We start from the raw sequence: 20,364 nt of genomic DNA, 5'->3' as shown, positions 1-20,364 counted from the left end.
CATCATGCGTGTAATCATTGTGGGGTGCGGGCGAATGGGCGCGGGGTTGGCGTTGAAGCTCATTCGCAGTCAGCACGAGGTGACCGTCATCGATCGTGATCCTGGGGCTTTTGCAGCATTGGGCGAACGCTTTGGCGGTCAGACGATCACAGGGCACGGTTTCGACCGCGACGTGCTGGTACGCGCCGGGATCGCTCGCGCCGACGCGCTGGCGGCGGTTACGTCCAGCGATGAAACCAATGTCGTGACTGCGCGCCTAGCGCGGCAGTTCTTCCGCGTGCCGCGCGTCGTCGCCCGCCTCTACGATCCGCGCAAAGCCGAGATTTACCGTCGCCTGGGCATCCTGACCATTTCAACAACGGAGTGGGGCGTTCACCGCATCGCCGAACTCCTCAGTTACTCCTGGTTCGAGCCGATTGTCAGCCTCGGAGCGTCGGTCGACATTGTCGATGTCGAAACCCCGTCGGCGCTGGTCGGACGCTCGCTTGCCAGCCTCACCGTGCCAGGCGAAGTGCACCCCGTGGCGATCAGTCGCGGCGGACGCTGTTTTCTGCCGACGCAGGAGATGCAGTTACAGGCGGGCGATCTGATCCACATTGCCGTGCTGACGACCTCGATCGAACGCCTGAAGGCGTTGCTGGGAGTCTGACCTATGTTCGTGTTGATTGTCGGGGGCGGGAAGGTTGGCGAACATCTGGCAGGTTTGCTGCTTGCCGGCGGGCATCAGGTGCGCATCATCGAGCCACGCGCTTCCAGCCGCGACCATCTGGCGCAAACTCTGCCGCCGGAGACAATTGTTGCAGGAAGCGGCAGCGATCCCGCCGTGCTGGAGGCATGTGGCGTGCGCCAGGCGGATGTTGTGGCAGCTGTTACCGGCGATGATGAGGTTAACCTGGTGGCGACCAGCCTGGCGCGCTTTGAGTTCAATGTGCCGCGCACGATTGCGCGGGTGAACAACCCAAAGAACGCATGGATGTTTACCGCCGAAATGGGGGTCGATGTCGCGCTGAGTCAGGCGGATCTGATGGCGCATCTCATTCTCGAAGAGATGTCGCTCGGTGACATGATAACGCTGCTCAAGCTGCGCCGGGGACGCTATTCGCTGGTCGAAGAGCAAATCGCCGCCGATTCGTCTGCCGTGGGGCGCACCATCGCCGATCTCAATCTGCCGGACGAGTGCGCGATCGTCGCCATTATCCGGCACGGTCGCCTGATTCTGCCCTACGGCAACACCGTGCTGCAGATCGGCGACGAAGTCCTGGCGCTGACATCAGCACAGCAAGTGCAGCGGCTGGCAGATATTCTGGGAGGGTGAGTCGAAGGCTGTGGGAGGTGACGAGCGATCCTGTTCAGATAATGACAGGGGTTGGCTGAGCCTGCCGAAGCCAGCGACCGCCTCTGATGACAGGGGTTGGCTGAGCCTGCCGAAGCCAACGCCAACGCACGCTGGGAGAACCGGGTTCCTGAACAGGTTTGAATGGAAGGAAGAGATCATGCAAACAGCAACCGTGGCGCCGTCTACCGACAATGTATGGCATGCCATGCCGCCGAACGACGTTATTGTGCGTTTTGAAGGCGACGAGCGCTTCGGTCTGACCACCGCCGAAGCGGAACACCGTCTGAAGCAGCACGGTCCGAACGTTATCACTGCAAAACGCGGCAAAAGCCCGTTGATCCGCTTTCTGCTCCAGTTCCACAATCCGCTCCTCTACATCCTGCTGGTCGCCAGCGTCATCACCTTCGCGCTCAAGGACCCGGTCGATGCTGCGATCATTTTTGGCGCAGTGCTGGTGAACGTCATCCTGGGTTACATCCAGGAAAGCCGCGCGGAGAAGGCCATGGAAGCGCTGGCGCGCACGATGACGATGGAAGCCACCGTTGTGCGCGATGGGAAGACCATCCGCATTCCGGCGGCATCACTGGTTCCTGGCGATCTGGTGCTGTTGCAGAGCGGCGATAAAGTTCCTGCCGATATGCGTCTCATCCGCGCCCGCGATCTGCAGATCGCCGAAGCCGCGCTCACCGGCGAATCGGTGCCGGTGGCAAAGCAGGCGCACGCCACACTCAACCCCGATACCACGCTGGCAGACCGGATCACGATGGCGTATGCCTCGACGCTCGTCACCTATGGCCAGGGGGCGGGCATCGTTGTGGCGACCGGCGACAGCACCGAGGTGGGGCGGATTTCGCAACTGATCGCAACCGCGCACGATCTTCAGACGCCGCTGACGCGCAAGATTGCGCATTTCAGCCGATTGCTCCTTTACGTCATCCTGGGGCTGGCGGCAGTGACCTTTCTGATCGGTGCATTCCGCGATCAACCATTCCTCGACACCCTGATGGCCGCGATTGCGCTGGCGGTCAGCGCCATTCCCGAAGGACTTCCCGCCGCTGTTACCGTCACGCTGGCGATCGGCGTCACACGCATGGCGCGGCGGCGAGCGATCATTCGCAAACTGCCGGCCGTCGAGACCCTGGGAAGCACCACGGTCATCTGTTCCGACAAAACCGGCACGCTGACGCAAAACCAGATGACGGTGCAGCGCATCGTGGCTGGCGACGCACAGTACGAAACGACCGGGACGGGGTATCAGCCGGAGGGTGAGATCCGGCACAACGGCGCTCCCGTCGATCTGGAGGCGCATATTGCCCTGATGGAATGCCTGCGCGCCGGTCTTTTGTGCAACGATAGCGAACTGGTCGAGAAAGAGGGACGCTGGGATGTGCGCGGCGATCCGACCGAAGGGGCATTGATTGCAGTGGCGCACAAAGCGACCATCCACCGCGAGGATCGGCTTCCGCCGCGCATCGACTCGATTCCTTTCGAGTCGCAGCACCAGTACATGGCAACGCTCCACGACGCCGGACCTGATCAGGAGCGCATTGTGTATATGAAAGGCTCGGTGGAGGCGATCCTGTCGCGCTGCGACACAATGCTCGATGCAGCCGGTCGTCGCGTGCCGTGCGATGCGGATGCCGTGCACCGCGCCGCCGACGAACTGGCGGCGGAAGGATTGCGCGTACTGGCGTTCGCACGTGGCTGCATGCCCGTTGGAACCGCTTCGCTGAACCACGACGATGTGAGTGGCGGGCTGACATTCCTGGGGTTGCAGGGCATGGTCGATCCGCCCCGTCCTGAAGCGATCACCGCAGTACACGCCTGCCAACAGGCGGGCATTCGCGTGAAAATGATCACCGGCGACCACGCCCTCACTGCCGCTGCCATCGCCGAACAGATCGGGATCAACGGCGGGCGTCAGCCCTCGGTGCTGACCGGTCGAGACATCGAGCAACTTTCCGATGCAGCATTTGCCGACGCTGCCGAGCGAACAACGGTGTTTGCGCGGGTCACGCCGGAACAAAAATTGCGCCTGGTTGAAGCGTTGCAATCGCGCGGTCATGTCGTCGCTATGACCGGCGACGGCGTGAATGACGCTCCGGCGCTGAAACAGGCGGACATCGGCGTCGCCATGGGACTTGCCGGCACCGACGTGGCGCGCGAAGCGGCGGATATGGTGCTGACCGACGATAACTTCGCCACGATCGAGGCGGCGGTTGAGGAAGGACGCGGCGTATTCGATAACCTGACCAAGATTATCGCCTGGACGCTGCCGACCAACGTTGGCGAGGGGCTGGTCATTCTGGCGGCCATTCTGATCGGGTCGGCGCTGCCGGTGCTGCCCGTGCAGATTCTGTGGGTCAATATGGCGACGGTTGCCACACTCGGCATGGTGCTGGCAGCCGAGGGGAAAGAACCGGGCATGATGCGGCGCCCGCCGCGCAAACCGGATGCGCCGATCCTGGATGCCACGCTGATCTGGCGCACTCTGGCGGTTGGCATCCTGATCGTGATCAGCGCGTTTACGCTCTTTGAATGGGAAGTACAATCCGGCGCCACGCTGGCTGAAGCGCGCACGGTGGCCGTCAATGTCATCGTGATGATCGAAGTGTTCTACCTGCTCAACTGCCGTTCGCTCACGCACTCGATGTTTCAGATTGGCGCGTTCAGCAACCGCTGGCTGTTCGTCGGCGTTGGAGCGATGATCTTGCTGCAACTGGGATTCACCTATCTGCCATGGATGAATCAGATTCTGAACAGTGCGCCGATCAGCCTCGAGGCGTGGGGGCGCATCCTGATTATTGCGTTCACCGGGTATATGCTGATTGAACTCGAAAAATGGCTGCGTCGCCAGTATGCCGGTGAGCGCCATGCACTGGCAGCATGATAGTCAGACGGGGAGAGGGTTGCTGGTAGAGCGATCAACCAAAACCCGGATAGACGTGGCGCGGCTGCCGTTGGCTTCGACAGGCTCAGCCAACGGCAGCCGCACGACGGTCAACACAGGCAATGATTGTGCAACATCTGGTTGTTCGTTCTATGAGAGGCTGTCTGCAACATTGCCGCGTAACGTGCGATATTATTAATACTAACTTGCGGTCAGTCAGACAAGATGTTCGAGCGCCCGGTTCGCACGGTGTAACGATCTACGACGCGCGTTGGCAGTCGTGGACGCACTGTGCATTGGCATCAGCAGCCCCAGCGGGGCTTTCTGGTCCTCAGCAAGGGCTTTAGCCCGCAGCGCCCCTGCGTCTCGCCGCGCGTTCCGGCGGTATTGACCGCGCACGAGTATAAGAATTGAGTCTGGTAGAGCCTGCGCAGGCAGGCTTCGCAACCGTAGCCTGCGGCTTCAGCCGCCGGGCGCAGCGCAAATGCCAGATTATTTTACATGCTCATCAGCCCGCAGCGCCCGGCGTCCCGCTGCGCGCACCGGAAGTATGGTACAAATGATCGCGCATCAGTATAAGGTACAATGTGAAACAAACACCTTAAGTGCAAACACGGAATGAAACGTTCGCTCTTAAGACTGTTCCAGCCTCCTTTCTTCGATGACGAAGAGCAAACGCGCATTGCGCAGACCCAGCATCTGATGCTGCGTGTCTGCCTGGCGGTTGCATTTGGCGCTGCGACGATCAATGCGTTCCTTGGACGCTCGACACCGACCATTGCGCTGCTCGCAAGCGGCAGTGTTGCGATCATCGCCCTGCTGCTGCTCTACGCACGCCGGTTGCACCTGTCGATCGCCCTTTTGTTGAGCCTGTTCATCGTACTGACCGCCTCGCTGCAATTCATTGGTCGCGGCGCACACGACACAGTGACCAGCCTCTACGCCACGGTGATCGTCATCGGCAGCCTCCTCCTCGACCGTCGCGCCTTCATTGCGATGGTTGCGACGATCCTGCTGGTGATTGCCGGGATTGTGACGGCGGAAACGTATGGATGGACCAATTCGCCATACGATGGCGAACCCGGCGACTGGTTCGATCTGGCGCTCATTCTGGGTTTAACAGCGTTCGCGGCGCGCCTGTTGAGTGAAAGCCTGCACCACAGCCGTGCGCTTGCGCGCCAGAACGCGGAGGCGCTGAAGACGCAGGCAGCAGCGCTGCGCATCTCAGAAGAACGTTACCGCATCCTGGCGGCAAACCTGCCCGATAGCGCCGTGCTGATCTTCGACCACGACCTGCGGTTTGTACTGGCTGACGGACCGGAACTCGCTGCGACCGGCTACTCGAAGGAGATGCTCGAAGGGCGTCTGCTGTACGAGGCGATTCCCCATTCGTTCGCAGCGCAAGTTGAAGGGAATATCCGCGCCGCATTGAGCGGCAGGCGCTTTGCAGCCGAGATCCCCTACGAGGATCGGATGTACCAGTACCAGTATGTGCCGCTGATCGACGATAGCGGACAGGTGAAGTACGCCATGGTACTGGCGCGTAATGTGACCAAGCAGCACCGGATGCAGGCAGAGCGCGAACGCCTGATCGCCGAACTCGAACAGAAAAACGCCGAACTGGAACGCTTCACCTACACCGCATCACACGATCTGAAGAGTCCGCTGATCACGATCCGGGGGTTTCTCGGTTATCTGGAGCGTGACCTGTGTGAAGGAAACACGGAGCGCGTGCAGAACGACATCCGGCGCATTGATGCCGCCGTACAGAAAATGGAGCGTTTGTTGCACGATCTGCTCGAACTGTCGCGGATTGGTCGCCTGCGCGCTGCCCCGCACTATGTGCCATTCAACGCGATTGTACAAGACGCGCTTGAACTGCTGGCCGGCAGGATCGCCGAACGGCAGGTGCGCATCCGTGTCGCTCCCGATATGCCGGTGGTGCATGGTGATCGCGATCGTCTGGTGGAAGTCGTGCAAAACCTGGTTGATAATGCGCTCAAGTTCTGCGATAATCAGCATGCGCCCGACGTTGAGATCGGCGTGATCCGCGAGTCACAGGAGATGCCGATCTTCTTTGTGCGTGATAACGGCATTGGGATCGATCCGAAGTACCATGAGCAAATCTTCGGCCTGTTCAACAAACTCAATCCGCACACTGAAGGAACCGGCATCGGATTGACCATTGTTCGTCGTATCATTGATGTGCATGGAGGACGCATCTGGGTCGACTCGCACGGATCGGGTAGTGGCGCTACCTTTTACTTCTCGCTTCCTGCTGCCCCTACACCACTCGAGGAAGTAAGCTATGACCAACGCCACACTCAGAGTGCTCCTGGTGGAGGATAGTGACGACCACGCAGAACTGATCCGGCGCACGCTCGACGGGCAACCATGGGTGCCGCAGATCATCCATATTAGTGATGGCGAGAGCGCCCTTGATTATCTGCATCGCCGCGGGGCATGGGCCGATCCCGACCAAAGTCCCCGTCCGCATGTTATTCTGCTCGATCTGCGTCTGCCGCGTGTCGATGGGCTTGATGTACTGACAAGCATCAAGCAATCGGCGAACCTGCGTCGCATTCCGGTCGTGGTGCTGACGACATCCTCGGCAGAGCGTGATATAACTCGCGCCTATGACGCGCATGCCAACAGTTACCTGGTCAAGCCGTTCGGTTTTGAAGCATTTCGTGATCTGATGCAGGATGTTGGGGTCTACTGGCTGACGCGCAACACGGTTTCTCCAGCGTAAACGCGGAATCGACAGTGTCTGGCATCGAACACGTCCGATTGTTGCTCATCGAAGATGATGAATCGCACATTGAACTGATCCGGCGCGCCTTTGACGCCTGGCAATCGCTCTTCGATCTGTTCGTCGCCCATACCCTGCGGGAAGCGCACGCGCTGCTGGCTGGCGACACGGCTGGCTTTGACCTGATCATCTGCGACTGGCGCCTGCCTGACGGCAACGGTCTGGAACTGCTCGATCCATCCCACGCGCTACCGGTCATTCTGATGACCGGCTATGGCTATGAGCGGGTGGCGGTCGAAGCCATTCGCGCCGGCGCGCTCGACTATATCGTCAAGAGCGAAGCCGCCTTCCTTGATCTGCCGCGTATCGCGCAGCGCGCGTTGCGCCAGTGGCAGTCGATCCAGTCGCAGCGCCACTTCGAGCAGGCGTTGCGCGACATCGAAGCGCGCTACCGTCTGATCACCGAAAACACCTCGGATCTGATAGCGATTCTCGATAATCACCATCGGTTCTGCTACGTCAGCCCTTCATGCATCAATCTGCTGGGACGCTCCCCCGAAGAACTGATCGGACGCGATGCCTTTGAGGGGTTGCATCCCAATGATATGCCGAACAGTGCGGAGTACTGGCAGGGTATCGTTCAGCATCAACGCGCCACTGTCACCTTCCGCTACCGCCATACCAATGGTTCCTGGCGCTGGTTCGAGTGCGACATCAAAGCCGTTGAGCACGAGAATGCGCCTGCGGCTATCGTTATCGGGCGCGATATTACGGCGCGCCGTGAACTGGAAGAACGGTTGTTCCAGGTTCAAAAAATGGATGCGCTTGGTCGGTTGTCGGGCGGTATCGCCCACGATTTCAACAATCTCCTGGCAGTGATCACCGGATGCGCCGAACTGGCGCGCCAGTCGCTTCCCGACGACCACCCGGCGACGCTGGAATTGATCGAGATACAGCACGCCACCGAGCGCGCCTCGACGCTGACCCGTCAGTTGCTCGCCTTTGCCCGCCGTCAGACGTTCGATCCGCGCCCGACCGACCTGAATGCGCTTATTCGCGATATGCACAAACTGCTGCGCCGCCTGATCCATGAGAATATCGCCTTGCACATGCATCTCGCTCCCGATCTCTGGCGGGTGCGCGCCGATCCAGGACAGATCGAGCAGGTGCTGGTCAATCTTGCCGTCAATGCGCGTGATGCTATGGCAGACGGCGGCGCCCTGACGATCACAACCGAGAACGTTGTGATCGATGAGGCGTTCGAGCGCATCTACCCCTCCCTGAACGTGGGAGAGTACGTCCGCCTGACGGTCAGCGACACCGGCATCGGCATGGACGAAGAGGCGCGCCAGCGCGCCTTCGAGCCATTCTTCACAACGAAGAACCCTGGTGAAGGTACAGGATTGGGTTTGGCGACCTGCTACGGCATCGTGATGCGTCACGGCGGCGCTATTGATCTGGCGAGTGAGCCAGGACGCGGCACAGTCGTTACCATATATCTGCCGCGCGCCCCGACTGTCGATCCGCCAGGGTGCGCAACTGTTGATCAGTGCGCCGATCTCGGCGGCTCAGAAACCATCCTGCTGGTTGAGGATGATCCGGCAGTGCGATCACTGGCAATGCGGGTTCTGCGTGCGCATGGGTACACGGTTCTCGAAGCGAGCAACGGTCGTGAAGCGATTGCTCACGCCGAAGGGGGCGCAACCATCGATTTGCTTCTGAGCGACCACGTGCTCCCTTACACCAGCGGAATTGCGCTGGCAGATCATCTGACCTTCCTGCAACCACAGATCAGGGCGCTGTTCATGACCGGGTACGCCGTTGAGTTGCAACAACCCACGCATCAAGCAACCGATGCGCCCGTGATCCAGAAGCCGTTCACTCCTACCGAACTCCTGCAAAAGGTGCGCGCTATTCTGGATACGAGGAGGAAAGATCACAGTATGTGAACCATCCATTGACCTCTACACAGTAAAATTTTCAAAAAAACGATCATCACCCCTCTCGCCGCTTGCCGATTTCAGCACTCTGATCTACAATCGATGGCGCAGGTTTGCCATCACACGCGCCGCGAAGCGCCGCAATCGATGGACAGCGGATCAGGTAGTAGTTCGCTGGTGCGATTGGCGACCCTTCTATGCCCGAACATCCCGCCCCTGAGCCGTGCGAAGGAGGTTCGCGAAGTGTTGCTGGCGAAACGGCGGGGCTGTACGCCGGTGCACAGCGCCCCACCACTCCGCCGAAACGCAAACCGCTACACCGGTAGAGCGTGAGATAGCAATGTTCACTCACCGCGCTGAATGAAAGGAGGTGGCGACCGATCAATCTCGTATCGTCCTCACTTCATCGCATCAAGATTCTGACAAACAGGAGGAACAGGCAATGACTCGCCGACATTTCGTATTGATTGCGATCGTACTCATGAGCGCGACACTGATCGCCGCGTGTGGCGGCGCGCCGTCCACAACCGCGCCAACCACCGCACCCGCGCAGCAGCCTGCAACTGCACCGGCTCCAGAAGGCAGAAAGTTCACCATCGGCATCTCCAACCCGTTCATCAGCAGCGAATATCGCACCCAGATGATCCAGTCGTTGATCGAGGTCAATAAAGAATACATGGACCTCGGCATCACCAACGAACTCGTGATTGAAAGTGCCGATACCGATGTCGCCGGGCAGATTCAGCAACTCCAGAATCTCATCAATAAGGGGGTCGATGCCATCCTGGTGAACCCCAGCGATGTCAACGGACTCAACGACACGCTGCAGGAAGCGATCAACAAAGGCATCATCGTCATCTCGGTCGATCAAGAACTCAACACCCCCGGCGTCTACAACGTCGGCATCGACCAGAAGGAATGGGCGAAGATCTCAGCCCGCTGGCTGGCGGAAAAACTGAAATATTGTGTTGATTGAAGGCTTTCCCGGACACCCGGCGAATGTCGCGCGCATGGAAGGCGTTGAGGAAGTGCTGAAGGAGTACCCTAACATCAAGGTGCTGGGCCGTGAAACCGGCAAATGGGACGAAGCCACCGGACAGCAGGTGATGTCGAACTTCCTGGCGTCATTCCCCAACCTCGATGGCTATTGGACGCAAGACGGCATGGCAATTGGCGCAATGCAGGCAGTGATGGCGGCCAACCCGCAGAAGTGGCCCGTGCTCGTCGGCGAGGGGCGCTGCCAGTTCCTCCAGTTGTGGGATCAGCGACTGAAGGAAGATCCTAACTTCGAGACGATCGCCGTCGCCAACCCGCCCGGCGTGTCGCCGACCGGTCTGCGCATCGCCGTCAATATGCTTCAGGGCAAGCAGGTGGACAAGAGCAAACTCGGCGGGGCGAATGGTCTGTCGTTCATCATTCCGGTGCCGGTGATCGTGACGAAGGAGAACTTCCAGGAAGTGTTCACTACCGTGTGCAAGGACAAGCCGGCCACCTACCTGCTCGACGGCATCATGACCGACGAGGAGGTACAGCAGTTCTTCGTGAAGTAGCGCCATGGCGCCCTGCTTGCTGTTCGTAATGTCGCCAAGCGGTACGGCGCCGTCCAGGCGCTGATCGATGCCAGCCTGGAGGTCAGCCCCGGCGAAACGCTGGCGCTGATCGGGGCAAACGGCAGCGGCAAGAGTACGCTCAGCAAAGTCATCAACGGAGTAGTTGCCCCCGATGGGGGGCAACTCCTCTTCGCCGGCCGCGCAGTGCGTTTCGGCTCGCCGCACGCCGCAAAAGATGCTGGCATCTCGACGGTATTCCAGGAACTCAGCCTCATCCCGCAGATGACCGTCGCCGAGAATATCTGGCTCACCCGTGAGCCGTTGCGGCGCGGCATTCTGATCGACCATCGGACTGAACGGCAACGCACCGAAGCGCTGCTGTCGCTCTTTGCCGGCACATTCCGCGCTGACCTCACGCCGGATACGCCGGTGTCGGCGTTGCTCCCCGATGAGCGGCAGATCGTCGAAATCCTAAAGGCGATCAGCGTCAATCCACGCCTCTTGATCCTGGACGAAGCAACGGCAAGCCTGGATAGCCGCCAAGTGCAACGACTGTTCGACCTGATCGGGCAATGGAAAACGCAGGGAACCGCGATTATCTTTATTTCTCATCGCATGGTCGAAATCGAACAGATTGCCGACCGCTACTCCGTATTGCGCAACGGTCAGACGGTTGGCGAGGGGGCGATGAAGGACGCAACTGCGGGTGATCTGGTGGCATTGATGGCGCCGGAGGCCTCCGGCGGCGCCATCGAACGCCGCCGCCTGTCGCCCGACGATCTGGCGACGCGGCGCGTTATTCTGCAGATCGATGATCTACGCACCGGCATACTTCGCGGGGTCAGCATGCGGGTGCACGAGGGAGAATTGCTCGGCATCGGCGGGTTGAAAGGCCAGGGACAGCGCGACTTGCTCCTTGCCATCTTTGGCGGCATACCGTACAACGGACGCATCATGCTCGACGGCAAACCGGTTCATTTTACCCATCCACGGCAGGCGATGAAGCACGGCGTGGCGCTTGTGCCCGGTGATCGCACCGGCGAGGGATTGCTCTCCATCCGCTCGATCCTGGAGAATCTGCTCGTTCCCTCATGGCGTGACTATGGTTTTCCGCTGCGTATGAAACGCGCCCACCAGAACGCCGGTGTCATCGCAGCCCGCCTCGACCTGAAAATGGCCGGGCTTGATGCGCCGGTCAGCGCCCTCTCCGGCGGCAATGCCCAGAAAGTGGTCATTGGGAAATGGCTCCTGCGCAATCCAAGCATCCTGCTCCTCGACGACCCGACCAAAGGGGTCGATATTGCCACCAAAGCCGAGTTCTATCGTCTGCTCACCCGGCTGTGCGATGAGGGAACCACCGTGATCCTCTACAGCAGCGACGACGAAGAACTGATCAGTCTGAGTGACCGGCTGCTCGTCATGCACGATGGACGGATCAGTTCCGAACTCGCCGGCGCATCGCTGACAACCGCCAATCTGGTCGCCGCAAGCCTTGGAGTTGCTCGCAGGGAGACGCCATGAAACAAACGCGCTGGCAGCAGGCGACCTATCGCCATCCCTATCTGTTTGCTTTGCTGCTGCTGGTCATAGCATTCACAGCTAATGCACTGTTGCAACCAAACCTGCTCGAACCGACGACTCTGAACAGTAATATGCGCGTCTTTTTGCCGCTGATCCTGGTGACCATCGGGCAGGCGATCGTGATGATCGGCGGCGGCATCGATATTTCGGTCGGCTCGATTGTCTCGGTGGTCAACGCATTACTCGCCACACAGATCGGGTTGAGCGGCGATCTGAGCACTGCGGGAGTTATGATGGGCGTCGCATTGTTCGTTGGTATGGGCGCCGGCGCGCTGAATGGGTTGTTGATCGCCTATGTGCGTCTCCAGCCGATCATTACGACCTTTGCCACCAGTTTTATCTATGCCGGGCTGGCGCTCTTCATCCTGCCGAACCCTGGCGGCGGCGCACCATCGCGCCTGACGGCATTCTACCGCGAGACGATTATTCTCTGGCTGCCGCTCGCTTTCTATATCATTGCACTGCTCCTGTTCATCTGGGCAATCATGCGGCGCACGCGCTACGGACGCTACCTCTACGCTGTCGGCGGCAAGGCGGAGGCTGCCTACGAGACGGGGGCGCCGGTGCGGGCGATACAGTTCAGCACTTATGTCATCTCGGGGTTGATGGCGGCGCTGGGCGGGATTGCGATGACACTCCTCACCGGCTCCGGCAATGCACAGGTCGGCGATCCGCTGACCCTTTCATCAATCACGGCGGCCGTGATCGGCGGAACACCGTTGAGCGGCGGCGCTGGCGGCATCACCGGGCCCATCATCGGCGCGGTGATCCTTGGCTTAATACGCAATATCATCTCGTTTGCCGGCGTCGCCACATGGTGGCAGACATTCGTCAACGCCGCAATTATCGTGCTGGCGCTGGCAATGCCCGGCATCATCAGGCTGGTGCGCAGGAGGAGAGGATGAAGCGACCGACGATCTCACCGCCGCTCGCTGCGGTATTGCTGGCGATGGCGCTGTTTCTGCTCAGCGGATTCCTGCCCAACGGCTTCGGCGGCAATCTCGATGTTGCCACAGCGCAGGCGATCAATATCGTGCGTCTCTCGGTCTTCCTGGGCATTATCGCCGCCGGGCAGACCCTGGTGGTTATCAGCGGCGGAGAAGGCATCGATCTCTCAACAGGCGCCGTCGTCACCCTGACTGCGATTCTGACCTACACCATCGTCAGCGGCAAAAACGAACAAGTGCTGCCCGCACTGCTGGCGGTGCTGGTCGTTGGTGGATTGATCGGGCTGCTCAACGGCGCTGGCGTGGCGTTTCTCACTATCTCGCCACTGGTGATGACCCTCGGCATGGCGGGCGTGGTGAGCGGGTTAATCCTGGTTATCACCCAGGGAAATGTCAGCGGCGCCGTTGCGCCGATCATGACGCAATTGATCGTCCGTCCGGTTCTGTGGGGCATTCCTGGCGCCATCCTGATCTGGGCGGTGTTTGCCGCTTTCATGTGGCTGTTGCTGGAACGCACCACCTTCGGGAAAAACCTGTTCGCCATTGGAACGAACCGCACGACTGCACGCCTTTCCGGCATTAACGTGACCGGCATGATTATTGCTACATATGCGCTTTCAGGAATGCTTGCCGGGCTTGGCGGCTTTCTGGTTGTCGGCAATACCGGCGTCGTGCATATCCGCATTGGCGAACCCTTCCTCTTTCCATCGATTGCGGCGGTCGCCGTCGGCGGAACGCTGCTGACCGGCGGCAAAGGAAGTTACTTCGGCACGATGGCGGGTGCGCTGGTGTTGACGCTGATTACCAGCCTGCTGACGACCATGCAGATGCAGGAGTCGGTGCGCCGTATGGTGCTCGGCGCCACCCTGCTGGCAATGATCGCAATCTATGGACGTCAACGCGGTTTTCGGCAATGATTTGACACCCCTGCATTGATCGATTTACTATCAAGCCATTCTTGACAATACGCTGTCAAGCCTTTATTATACGCGCAGTGTAATGCCAGTGATACATTGCGTGGGATGGAGCAATCGATGCGATGGATTCGAGTATGCGCGCTCATAGGGGTCATGCTCCTGGCGCTTGTGGCAACGGCATGTAGCCGGCCCGCCGTTTCACTCACGGGCGCCGTTACCAATGCATACACCGGAGAACCGGTCGTCGCTACCGTGACGGTTGGCGACCTCCAGGTGACAACCGATGCAAACGGGGTCTATCAGATTGATCGCTGGAGCGCGCGTGATGTCATCAAGGTCATTGCCAGCGGGTACGAGCCTGTCGAGATCGATCTTTCCACCCTGCCACACCTGGAACGACCAGAACCGCCGGTTGTCACCCTTGATCCGGTGCGGGTGCGTCCCAACACCCTCAGCGGCGTGATTACCGACCTGTACACCGGCGCTCCCGTCGTCAGCGCGCTCGTGCAGGCGTCCGAAACGATCAGCGCCACAACTGACGCCGAAGGACGGTATACGCTGACCGGCGTGCCGGAAACGTTTCGCGTGACCATCATCGCCGACGGATACGCGCCACTGGTCAGTGATATAGCGCGCGCTACATCGTTCGACACCGCGATCCGTCCCGATACCCTGCGCGGCACAGTAACCGACGGGTATACCGGTCGTCCGATTGCCGGCGCATCGGTGTCGCTCGGCGATCAGACGACGACGACCGACAGCGATGGGACGTATGTCCTGCAGGATACTCCTGAGAAAGGGACGATCACGATCAGTGCCAGGGGATATGCGCGTCTCGACCAACCCGTGGAGCGCCTGACCGCGCTCGATGTGGCGCTCCGTCCCGATACACTGAGCGGACTCCTGATTGACGCGCAATCGAAACAACCGATCCGCAATGCCACCGTGATTGCGACGATCAATCTAGAGAGCAGCGATGTGGCGATGACACGGATCGACAACAGCCCTGATGGATCGTTCACGCTCGAGGGCATTCCAGAGCAGGGGTATCTTCAAGTGCTGGCGCCGGGGTATCGTAAAGCCGTGATCGAACTGCGCCCCGGCAGTGTGCCGACAACCATCGAACTCGAGCCGTTCTATTCGAAGGCGCTCTATGTGACTGCTGCGGTCGCCTCACGCTGGAACCTGTTGATGCAGTATTTCGACATCATCGATGCAACCGAATTGAACGCCATCGTCATCGATGTCAAGTCCGACCTGCGCGACGACCTTGGGCTGATCTATTACGACTCGCAGGTCCCCATTGTGCGTGAACTGGGGACGTTCAAGCCCTATATGGACCTGCGCGCCATCCTCGATGAAGCCAGGCGACGCGGCATTTACACCATCGCGCGCGTCCATATCTTCAGCCACGACAATGTGCTCGCCGAGGCGAAACCGGAGTGGGCCGCAAAAGATCGCACCACCGGCGGCATCTTCTATGATTATCCGGCTCCAAGTATTCGCTACGCCTGGCTCGATCCGTGGAATGAGAACGTCTGGGATTATAACATTCAACTGTCGGTCGAAGCGGCGCTGCTCGGCTTCGATGAGATCCAGTATGATTACATCCGGTTCCCCTCGCTCGAGTTTTCACCGACCGATAAGGACCGGTTGCTGCTTTCACGCGAAGGAACACCCGAAGAACGTTGGGCGAACATTACGGAAATGCTCAAACGCTCGCACCGCGCGATCAATGGCGCTGGGGCATTCTTTTCAGTTGACGTGTTCGGCTACACCGCTTTTGGTCCTTCGCGATTGCTGGGGCAAAATCTGAGCATGATGGCGGAGTATACCGATTATATCAGCCCGATGATCTATCCTTCGCACTTCAATCCGGGTGAATTTGGCTTCGACAACCCGGCAAAATATCCCTATGAAGTCGTCCAGAAAGCGATGACTGCGGCATTCAAACAAGTTGAGGGCAAACGCGCGCTGCTGCGCCCCTGGTTGCAGGATTTTACGCTGATCTGGGTGCCGAAAGAACTGCTGGTTGAATACACGCCCGCTCAGGTGCGTGCACAGATTCGCGCAGTCGAGGAGTTCGACGCCAGCGCAGGCTGGATCCTGTACGACTCGACGAATGTGTATCATGTCGAAGCGTTGAAGCCGGCGGAGTAGGGTTAGAAGTTAAGGCTGCTCGAAACCCTTGATTGCACGATCACCGGACCAGGGAGACGTTATGTACCGCCTGATTGCTGCGGTTCTACTGGTTGGCAGTATGCTCGGCGCCGTTCCAGCGCCAGCGTTCGCGCAGGCGCCGGTGCAGTCGGGGCGGATTGTGTTCAGCACTCAGGCGGATTGGCAGCGCGGTACACGCACCGGTGTGCAGATCATCACGAATGCCGACGGCGAACTGCGCCTGGAACGCGGCGCCACCCGCGGGACGTTCGTCTCTGAACCAATTTCGCTGACCACTTCTCTGAATGCGGTAGGCGTCGTCTGGCATGCTGACGTTCCGCCCGGCACAACGCTCACGCTCGAGATTCGCGGTGGCCCCTCACCCGATCAACCAGGTCCCTGGCAGCCGCTGACGGCAGGCGAACTGCGCGCCCGATCAACCCCGGACGCTTTTGCCACCGAAGGAGTGCGCCCGCTGCCACCGGATACGCGCGCCTTGCAGTTCCGCGCCATATTGAGCAGTACGGTCCCCAACGCTTCGCCCATATTGAGCGATGTCAGCATCAGTTACTTCGATACAGGCGCGGGACCGCCACGCGCAACCGGCGCCATTCCCGCCGTGGGCGGACCGGCGACGCTGACCGTTCCGCCACAGGTGTTCACCCGTACATCATGGACTGGCGGCAATCCCCGCGCCTACCGCGGAACGCGATCAGCGCCGCAGGGCATCGTGCTCCATCAGGTCGGCGCCGATGCACTCGACGACCCGCTGCCATTCCTGCGCGCGCTCGCTGCGTACCACGAGCAGACGCTCGGGTTGAACGATACGGTTTATCACTACATCATCGGACGTGATGGCACGATCTTCGAGGGCCGAAATGGTGGACCGACCGCTTCTGTCCCCGAATTGAGCGGCGGCGCAGCGGTCCACATCGCGCTTATCGGCGAAGGGTCGCCGCCTGCGGCACAACTCGACGCGCTCCGCTCGTTGCTGGCATGGCTCTGTGATGCATATCGCATCGAACCGACCGGTCAGCGTATTATCGCCCTCAACGGTTCCAACGTTGTTGGACCGACCATCGCGGCGCATAGCAATCTGGCGCCTTCCGCCGGCGATCCCTCGAATGCGCTGCGTGACGCGCTGCCGCAGATCCGGCTCTCTGCCAGCGCCGCAATGGTGCGCTCGCGGTGGTTCTTCGCCGAAGGGAACCCCCGTGATTACGAAGAACGTCTCGCTGTGCTCAATCCTGGCGAAAAGCCTGCCACGGTACGCTTCATCATTGTGCGACAGCCAGGCGTCGAGGTCATCCGCGAAACAACCGTTGCACCCGGCGCGCGCGCCAACCTGGTGATCAACCAGGTCTTCAACGATACCCCCGACGCCCCGGCAATGATTGAGTCCAATGCGCCAATTATCGCAGAGCGTTTCATGAATTTTGGCGCCGACCTGAGCGTACAGCCTGGCATTATGCGCCCCTCGCGCGTCTGGTACTTCGCCGAGGGTTCGACCGAGGGCGATAAACGCACCTTTCTGGTCTTGTTCAATCCACAATCCGAGCCAGTGGGCGCGCGTGTGCTGCTGATCACGAATGATGGCACAACCTTCGTGTATCCGCCGTTCGACAGCGAACCGGTCACATTACTACCGCAGCAGCGGACGGTCATCGTGATGAGAGATCTGCTGCCGAACGCCTCCTTTGGCATGCGAGTCACCGCCAGCCAGCCAATTGTCGCAGAGCGCACCATGATCTTTGGTCCTGGCAGTACGCTCACCAGCGGTGGCATGCACATATCGCCCGGAGTAACCGAACTGTCGCGGGAGTGGTATTTCGCCGAGGGAACCACCGCACCACCATTCCAGATGTCGCTGCTCGTTGTGAATCCAAACGGCGACCGCGCCAATATTACGGTGCGTTTCTTGACCCCTGATGGTACATCGCTGGCGCGACGCTACGCGATTCCGCCGCTGGCGCGTCTATCGATCGATGTCAACGATGTTGTGCCGGAACTGGGTGTCGCAACAACCATTATCTCTGATCGTCCCATTGCTGCGGAGCGCGCGCTCTACTGGCGCGACGGCGCCGTAGGAACGGCGGGACCGGGAGTGACGGCGCCGGCCTACTCGTGGCGCTTTGCCGACGGTCGCACCAGCGGCGATTACCAGCAGTATCTCTTGATCAGCAATCCCTCGCGCAGTCAGGCGCGCATTGATGTCGCCTTCATTCTGGCGGATGGCTCGCCTGCCAGCCGGTCGCTCGTGATGCCCGCCGGCTCACGCTATACCATGGCGGTGCACGAACTCTTCCCCGATCAAACCATCATTTCTGCGACGGTGCGCGCGACACAGCCGGTCGTGGTGGAACGTTCAATCTATGCAGGACCCCCAGCATCCGCCAGCAATCGCGGCGGTGAAACATCGCCCGGTGTGCCGGGTGATTAACATGCAGGATGAGGCACAATGACCAACGCTTCCGAGTCTCCACCTGCCACACCGCCGCCGCCCCGACGTGGCAGCGGCTTTTTTGCCCGCCTGCTGGCAGCCTTCCTGGTCATCCTGATCACGACGGCGATCACGCTGCTGGTGACCGGCGCAACCCTCCTCTGGCTAGGGTTCACGCCCGCTACGCCGCAAGAACTTGCTGCCGCACGAGCACAGGTAGCAACCCTCGAAGCGCGCAACGCGACGCTCGTGAGCCGCGCCGACGCAGTGGCGACCGACGTGGCCGACCTTGCCCGACGCGCCAGTGACGACCGGGAGGCGCTCAGCGACATTCGCAGCGCCATTGATGACGTGCGCCTCCTGCGCGAACAGGTGCGCGAACAGTTAACCGCAATCGTCGGTCAGAACGCCACCCTCGTCGCCGATGCGCGCTCGAGTCGCGATCAGGTGAGTGCATTTGCAACCGCCGAAGCGGGGCGCGCGGCATTGCTGCAGGAACTCGACCGCCGTTCCCAGCGCATCGAGCGTTTTCTACAGCGTCTCAGCGATATTGCTGGCGATGCCGCATTCGATCTGAGCGGGCCAACGCCAATCCTGCCAGCTACCGCGCCGACGGCGACGGCGACCGCTGAACCGACGATAAACCCAACTGTGACACCAAACGCGACGCCGACGATCACCGGGACTCCAGAGGTTACCGCCACCGATACTGCAACGCCATCACCCGCCGTCACTGCCACCCCGACGGCGCGCAATACCCCAGCAACGCCATAGCGAATATATGTGAAGCGCAGAACCCCGACCAGGGAACAAGCGGCGTCCCTCCGCCCCGGTTCCCCTCATCCCCCAACCCCCTTCGTCTGCGCAAGGAGAAGAAGGCGTCGGGGCGAGGCGGCGCTTCTCGCGTCGAAAGGGGCGGTCAATCCCCTTCATCGCGGCGGACACATTGGCCTCGATGGAACGACGGGTCTGAGACCCGCCGCCTGCGTCATTGCGGCGGCCATCTGGCGTCGATAGAGCGGCGTGCGACCCGCCGCCTATGTCATTGCGGAGCTTTTGTTTTCTTGCACTGCGCGCCGCCCCAGGTGACCTACACAGTGTCCTGTTTCAATCCCCTTCATTGCGGGGCTTTTGTTTTCTTGCGAAAACAAGCTTCCGAGCGTGGCAGCGCTCGACAAGTTTCAATCCCCTTCATTGCGGGGCTTTTGTTTTCTTCCCCCGCCGTCCCCACGTGGACGGCGGACACTGACTGGTTTCAATCCCCTTCATTGCGGGGCTTTTGTTTTCTTACGGTGACGCCCTCCGTGGCGCCGACGAGCTCGGCAAGTTTCAATCCCCTTCATTGCGGGGCTTTTGTTTTCTTACGGTGACGCCGAGCAACACGCCGACGCCCTCCGTGGGTTTCAATCCCCTTCATTGCGGGGCTTTTGTTTTCTTCGTTTTAGGGCCACCGCACATGCGCGGTGGCCAGGAGGTTTCAATCCCCTTCATTGCGGGGCTTTTGTTTTCTTGCAAGGCCAAGGCCACCGACACCCCCGTGGTGACGGTGGTTTCAATCCCCTTCATTGCGGGGCTTTTGTTTTCTTCAACCAGGGCGCGGACCTCTCGGGGCGGCTCGGCGGGAGTTTCAATCCCCTTCATTGCGGGGCTTTTGTTTTCTTGCATGGACGCAGCTCCGCATCCACATCAACCGTGTACGTTTCAATCCCCTTCATTGCGGGGCTTTTGTTTTCTTGGTTGTGGTTTCTCGGTACAGCAACAAGGTGCGTAGGGTTTCAATCCCCTTCATTGCGGGGCTTTTGTTTTCTTAGCGGGACCAAGATGCTGATCGAGTTCGAGGACGGCCTGTTT

12 protein-coding genes, 1 pseudogene and 1 CRISPR repeat array are annotated in these 20,364 nt (G+C 60.2%); all 13 genes and pseudogenes read left to right on the top strand.

Annotated elements, in window-relative coordinates; translation table 11 throughout:
* Positions 1 to 4: 4 nt before the first annotated feature.
* Positions 5 to 649 carry a potassium channel family protein gene (locus AC3EA7_RS11775; protein ID WP_488614250.1) on the top strand — a complete coding sequence of 215 codons (645 nt, stop codon included), beginning with the start codon at positions 5 to 7 and terminating at the stop codon, positions 647 to 649.
* A 3-nt stretch (positions 650 to 652) separates the two neighbouring features.
* Positions 653 to 1,315, top strand: a complete 663-nt coding sequence (locus AC3EA7_RS11770; protein ID WP_488614249.1) for a potassium channel family protein — start codon at positions 653 to 655, stop codon at positions 1,313 to 1,315.
* A gap of 178 nt (positions 1,316 to 1,493) precedes the next feature.
* Positions 1,494 to 4,226 carry a cation-transporting P-type ATPase gene (locus tag AC3EA7_RS11765; RefSeq protein ID WP_488614248.1) on the top strand — a complete coding sequence of 911 codons (2,733 nt, stop codon included), beginning with the start codon at positions 1,494 to 1,496 and terminating at the stop codon, positions 4,224 to 4,226.
* Positions 4,227 to 4,844: 618 nt separating this feature from the next.
* Complete coding sequence (locus tag AC3EA7_RS11760) at positions 4,845 to 6,575, top strand: sensor histidine kinase (protein WP_488614247.1); 1,731 nt, start codon at positions 4,845 to 4,847, stop codon at positions 6,573 to 6,575.
* Entirely contained in the window at positions 6,535 to 6,978 is a 444-nt protein-coding gene (locus AC3EA7_RS11755; protein ID WP_488614246.1) for a response regulator, read from the top strand. Before AC3EA7_RS11760 ends, AC3EA7_RS11755 begins: the two co-directional genes overlap by 41 nt.
* A 14-nt stretch (positions 6,979 to 6,992) precedes the next feature.
* The gene (locus tag AC3EA7_RS11750) at positions 6,993 to 8,927 is read left to right on the top strand and encodes a response regulator (protein WP_488614245.1); all 1,935 of its coding nucleotides are present in this window, start codon (positions 6,993 to 6,995) and stop codon (positions 8,925 to 8,927) included.
* 433 nt (positions 8,928 to 9,360) lie between these two features.
* Positions 9,361 to 10,468 (top strand): annotated as a pseudogene (locus tag AC3EA7_RS11745) (substrate-binding domain-containing protein).
* A gap of 12 nt (positions 10,469 to 10,480) precedes the next feature.
* Positions 10,481 to 11,989, top strand: coding sequence for a sugar ABC transporter ATP-binding protein (locus AC3EA7_RS11740; protein WP_488614277.1), 1,509 nt, complete (start codon positions 10,481 to 10,483; stop codon positions 11,987 to 11,989).
* Positions 11,986 to 12,954, top strand: a complete 969-nt coding sequence (locus tag AC3EA7_RS11735; RefSeq protein WP_488614244.1) for an ABC transporter permease — start codon at positions 11,986 to 11,988, stop codon at positions 12,952 to 12,954. The genes AC3EA7_RS11740 and AC3EA7_RS11735 overlap by 4 nt, the downstream gene beginning before the upstream one ends.
* Positions 12,951 to 13,913 (top strand): ABC transporter permease, encoded by a 963-nt coding sequence (locus AC3EA7_RS11730; RefSeq protein WP_488614243.1) that lies wholly within the window; start codon positions 12,951 to 12,953, stop codon positions 13,911 to 13,913. The genes AC3EA7_RS11735 and AC3EA7_RS11730 overlap by 4 nt, the downstream gene beginning before the upstream one ends.
* Positions 13,914 to 14,030: 117 nt before the next feature.
* The gene (locus AC3EA7_RS11725) at positions 14,031 to 16,073 is read left to right on the top strand and encodes a putative glycoside hydrolase (RefSeq protein WP_488614242.1); all 2,043 of its coding nucleotides are present in this window, start codon (positions 14,031 to 14,033) and stop codon (positions 16,071 to 16,073) included.
* 61 nt (positions 16,074 to 16,134) lie between these two features.
* Positions 16,135 to 18,513, top strand: a complete 2,379-nt coding sequence (locus AC3EA7_RS11720; protein WP_488614241.1) for a peptidoglycan recognition protein family protein — start codon at positions 16,135 to 16,137, stop codon at positions 18,511 to 18,513.
* An 18-nt stretch (positions 18,514 to 18,531) separates the two neighbouring features.
* Positions 18,532 to 19,287, top strand: a complete 756-nt coding sequence (locus tag AC3EA7_RS11715; protein ID WP_488614240.1) for a hypothetical protein — start codon at positions 18,532 to 18,534, stop codon at positions 19,285 to 19,287.
* Positions 19,288 to 19,617: 330 nt separating this feature from the next.
* Positions 19,618 to 20,322: direct repeats of the CRISPR family, unit length 37 nt; unit sequence GTTTCAATCCCCTTCATTGCGGGGCTTTTGTTTTCTT.
* Between the last annotated feature and the right edge of the window lie 42 nt (positions 20,323 to 20,364).

The sequence above is a fragment of the Roseiflexus sp. genome, assembly GCF_057785375.1.
Note: the sequence above shows the minus strand (reverse complement) of the source record. Positions and strands in the feature narration are given on the sequence as shown.

What these genes read in the sequence shown, in the direction of transcription:
- AC3EA7_RS11720 (WP_488614241.1), top strand. Translation starts at nt 16,135, where the DNA reads ATGTACCGCCTGATTGCTGCGGTTCTACTGGTTGGCAGTATGCTCGGC.
- AC3EA7_RS11755 (WP_488614246.1), top strand. Translation starts at nt 6,535, where the DNA reads ATGACCAACGCCACACTCAGAGTGCTCCTGGTGGAGGATAGTGACGAC.
- AC3EA7_RS11775 (WP_488614250.1), top strand. Translation starts at nt 5, where the DNA reads ATGCGTGTAATCATTGTGGGGTGCGGGCGAATGGGCGCGGGGTTGGCG.
- AC3EA7_RS11730 (WP_488614243.1), top strand. Translation starts at nt 12,951, where the DNA reads ATGAAGCGACCGACGATCTCACCGCCGCTCGCTGCGGTATTGCTGGCG.
- AC3EA7_RS11715 (WP_488614240.1), top strand. Translation starts at nt 18,532, where the DNA reads ATGACCAACGCTTCCGAGTCTCCACCTGCCACACCGCCGCCGCCCCGA.
- AC3EA7_RS11760 (WP_488614247.1), top strand. Translation starts at nt 4,845, where the DNA reads ATGAAACGTTCGCTCTTAAGACTGTTCCAGCCTCCTTTCTTCGATGAC.
- AC3EA7_RS11735 (WP_488614244.1), top strand. Translation starts at nt 11,986, where the DNA reads ATGAAACAAACGCGCTGGCAGCAGGCGACCTATCGCCATCCCTATCTG.
- AC3EA7_RS11765 (WP_488614248.1), top strand. Translation starts at nt 1,494, where the DNA reads ATGCAAACAGCAACCGTGGCGCCGTCTACCGACAATGTATGGCATGCC.
- AC3EA7_RS11770 (WP_488614249.1), top strand. Translation starts at nt 653, where the DNA reads ATGTTCGTGTTGATTGTCGGGGGCGGGAAGGTTGGCGAACATCTGGCA.
- AC3EA7_RS11725 (WP_488614242.1), top strand. Translation starts at nt 14,031, where the DNA reads ATGCGATGGATTCGAGTATGCGCGCTCATAGGGGTCATGCTCCTGGCG.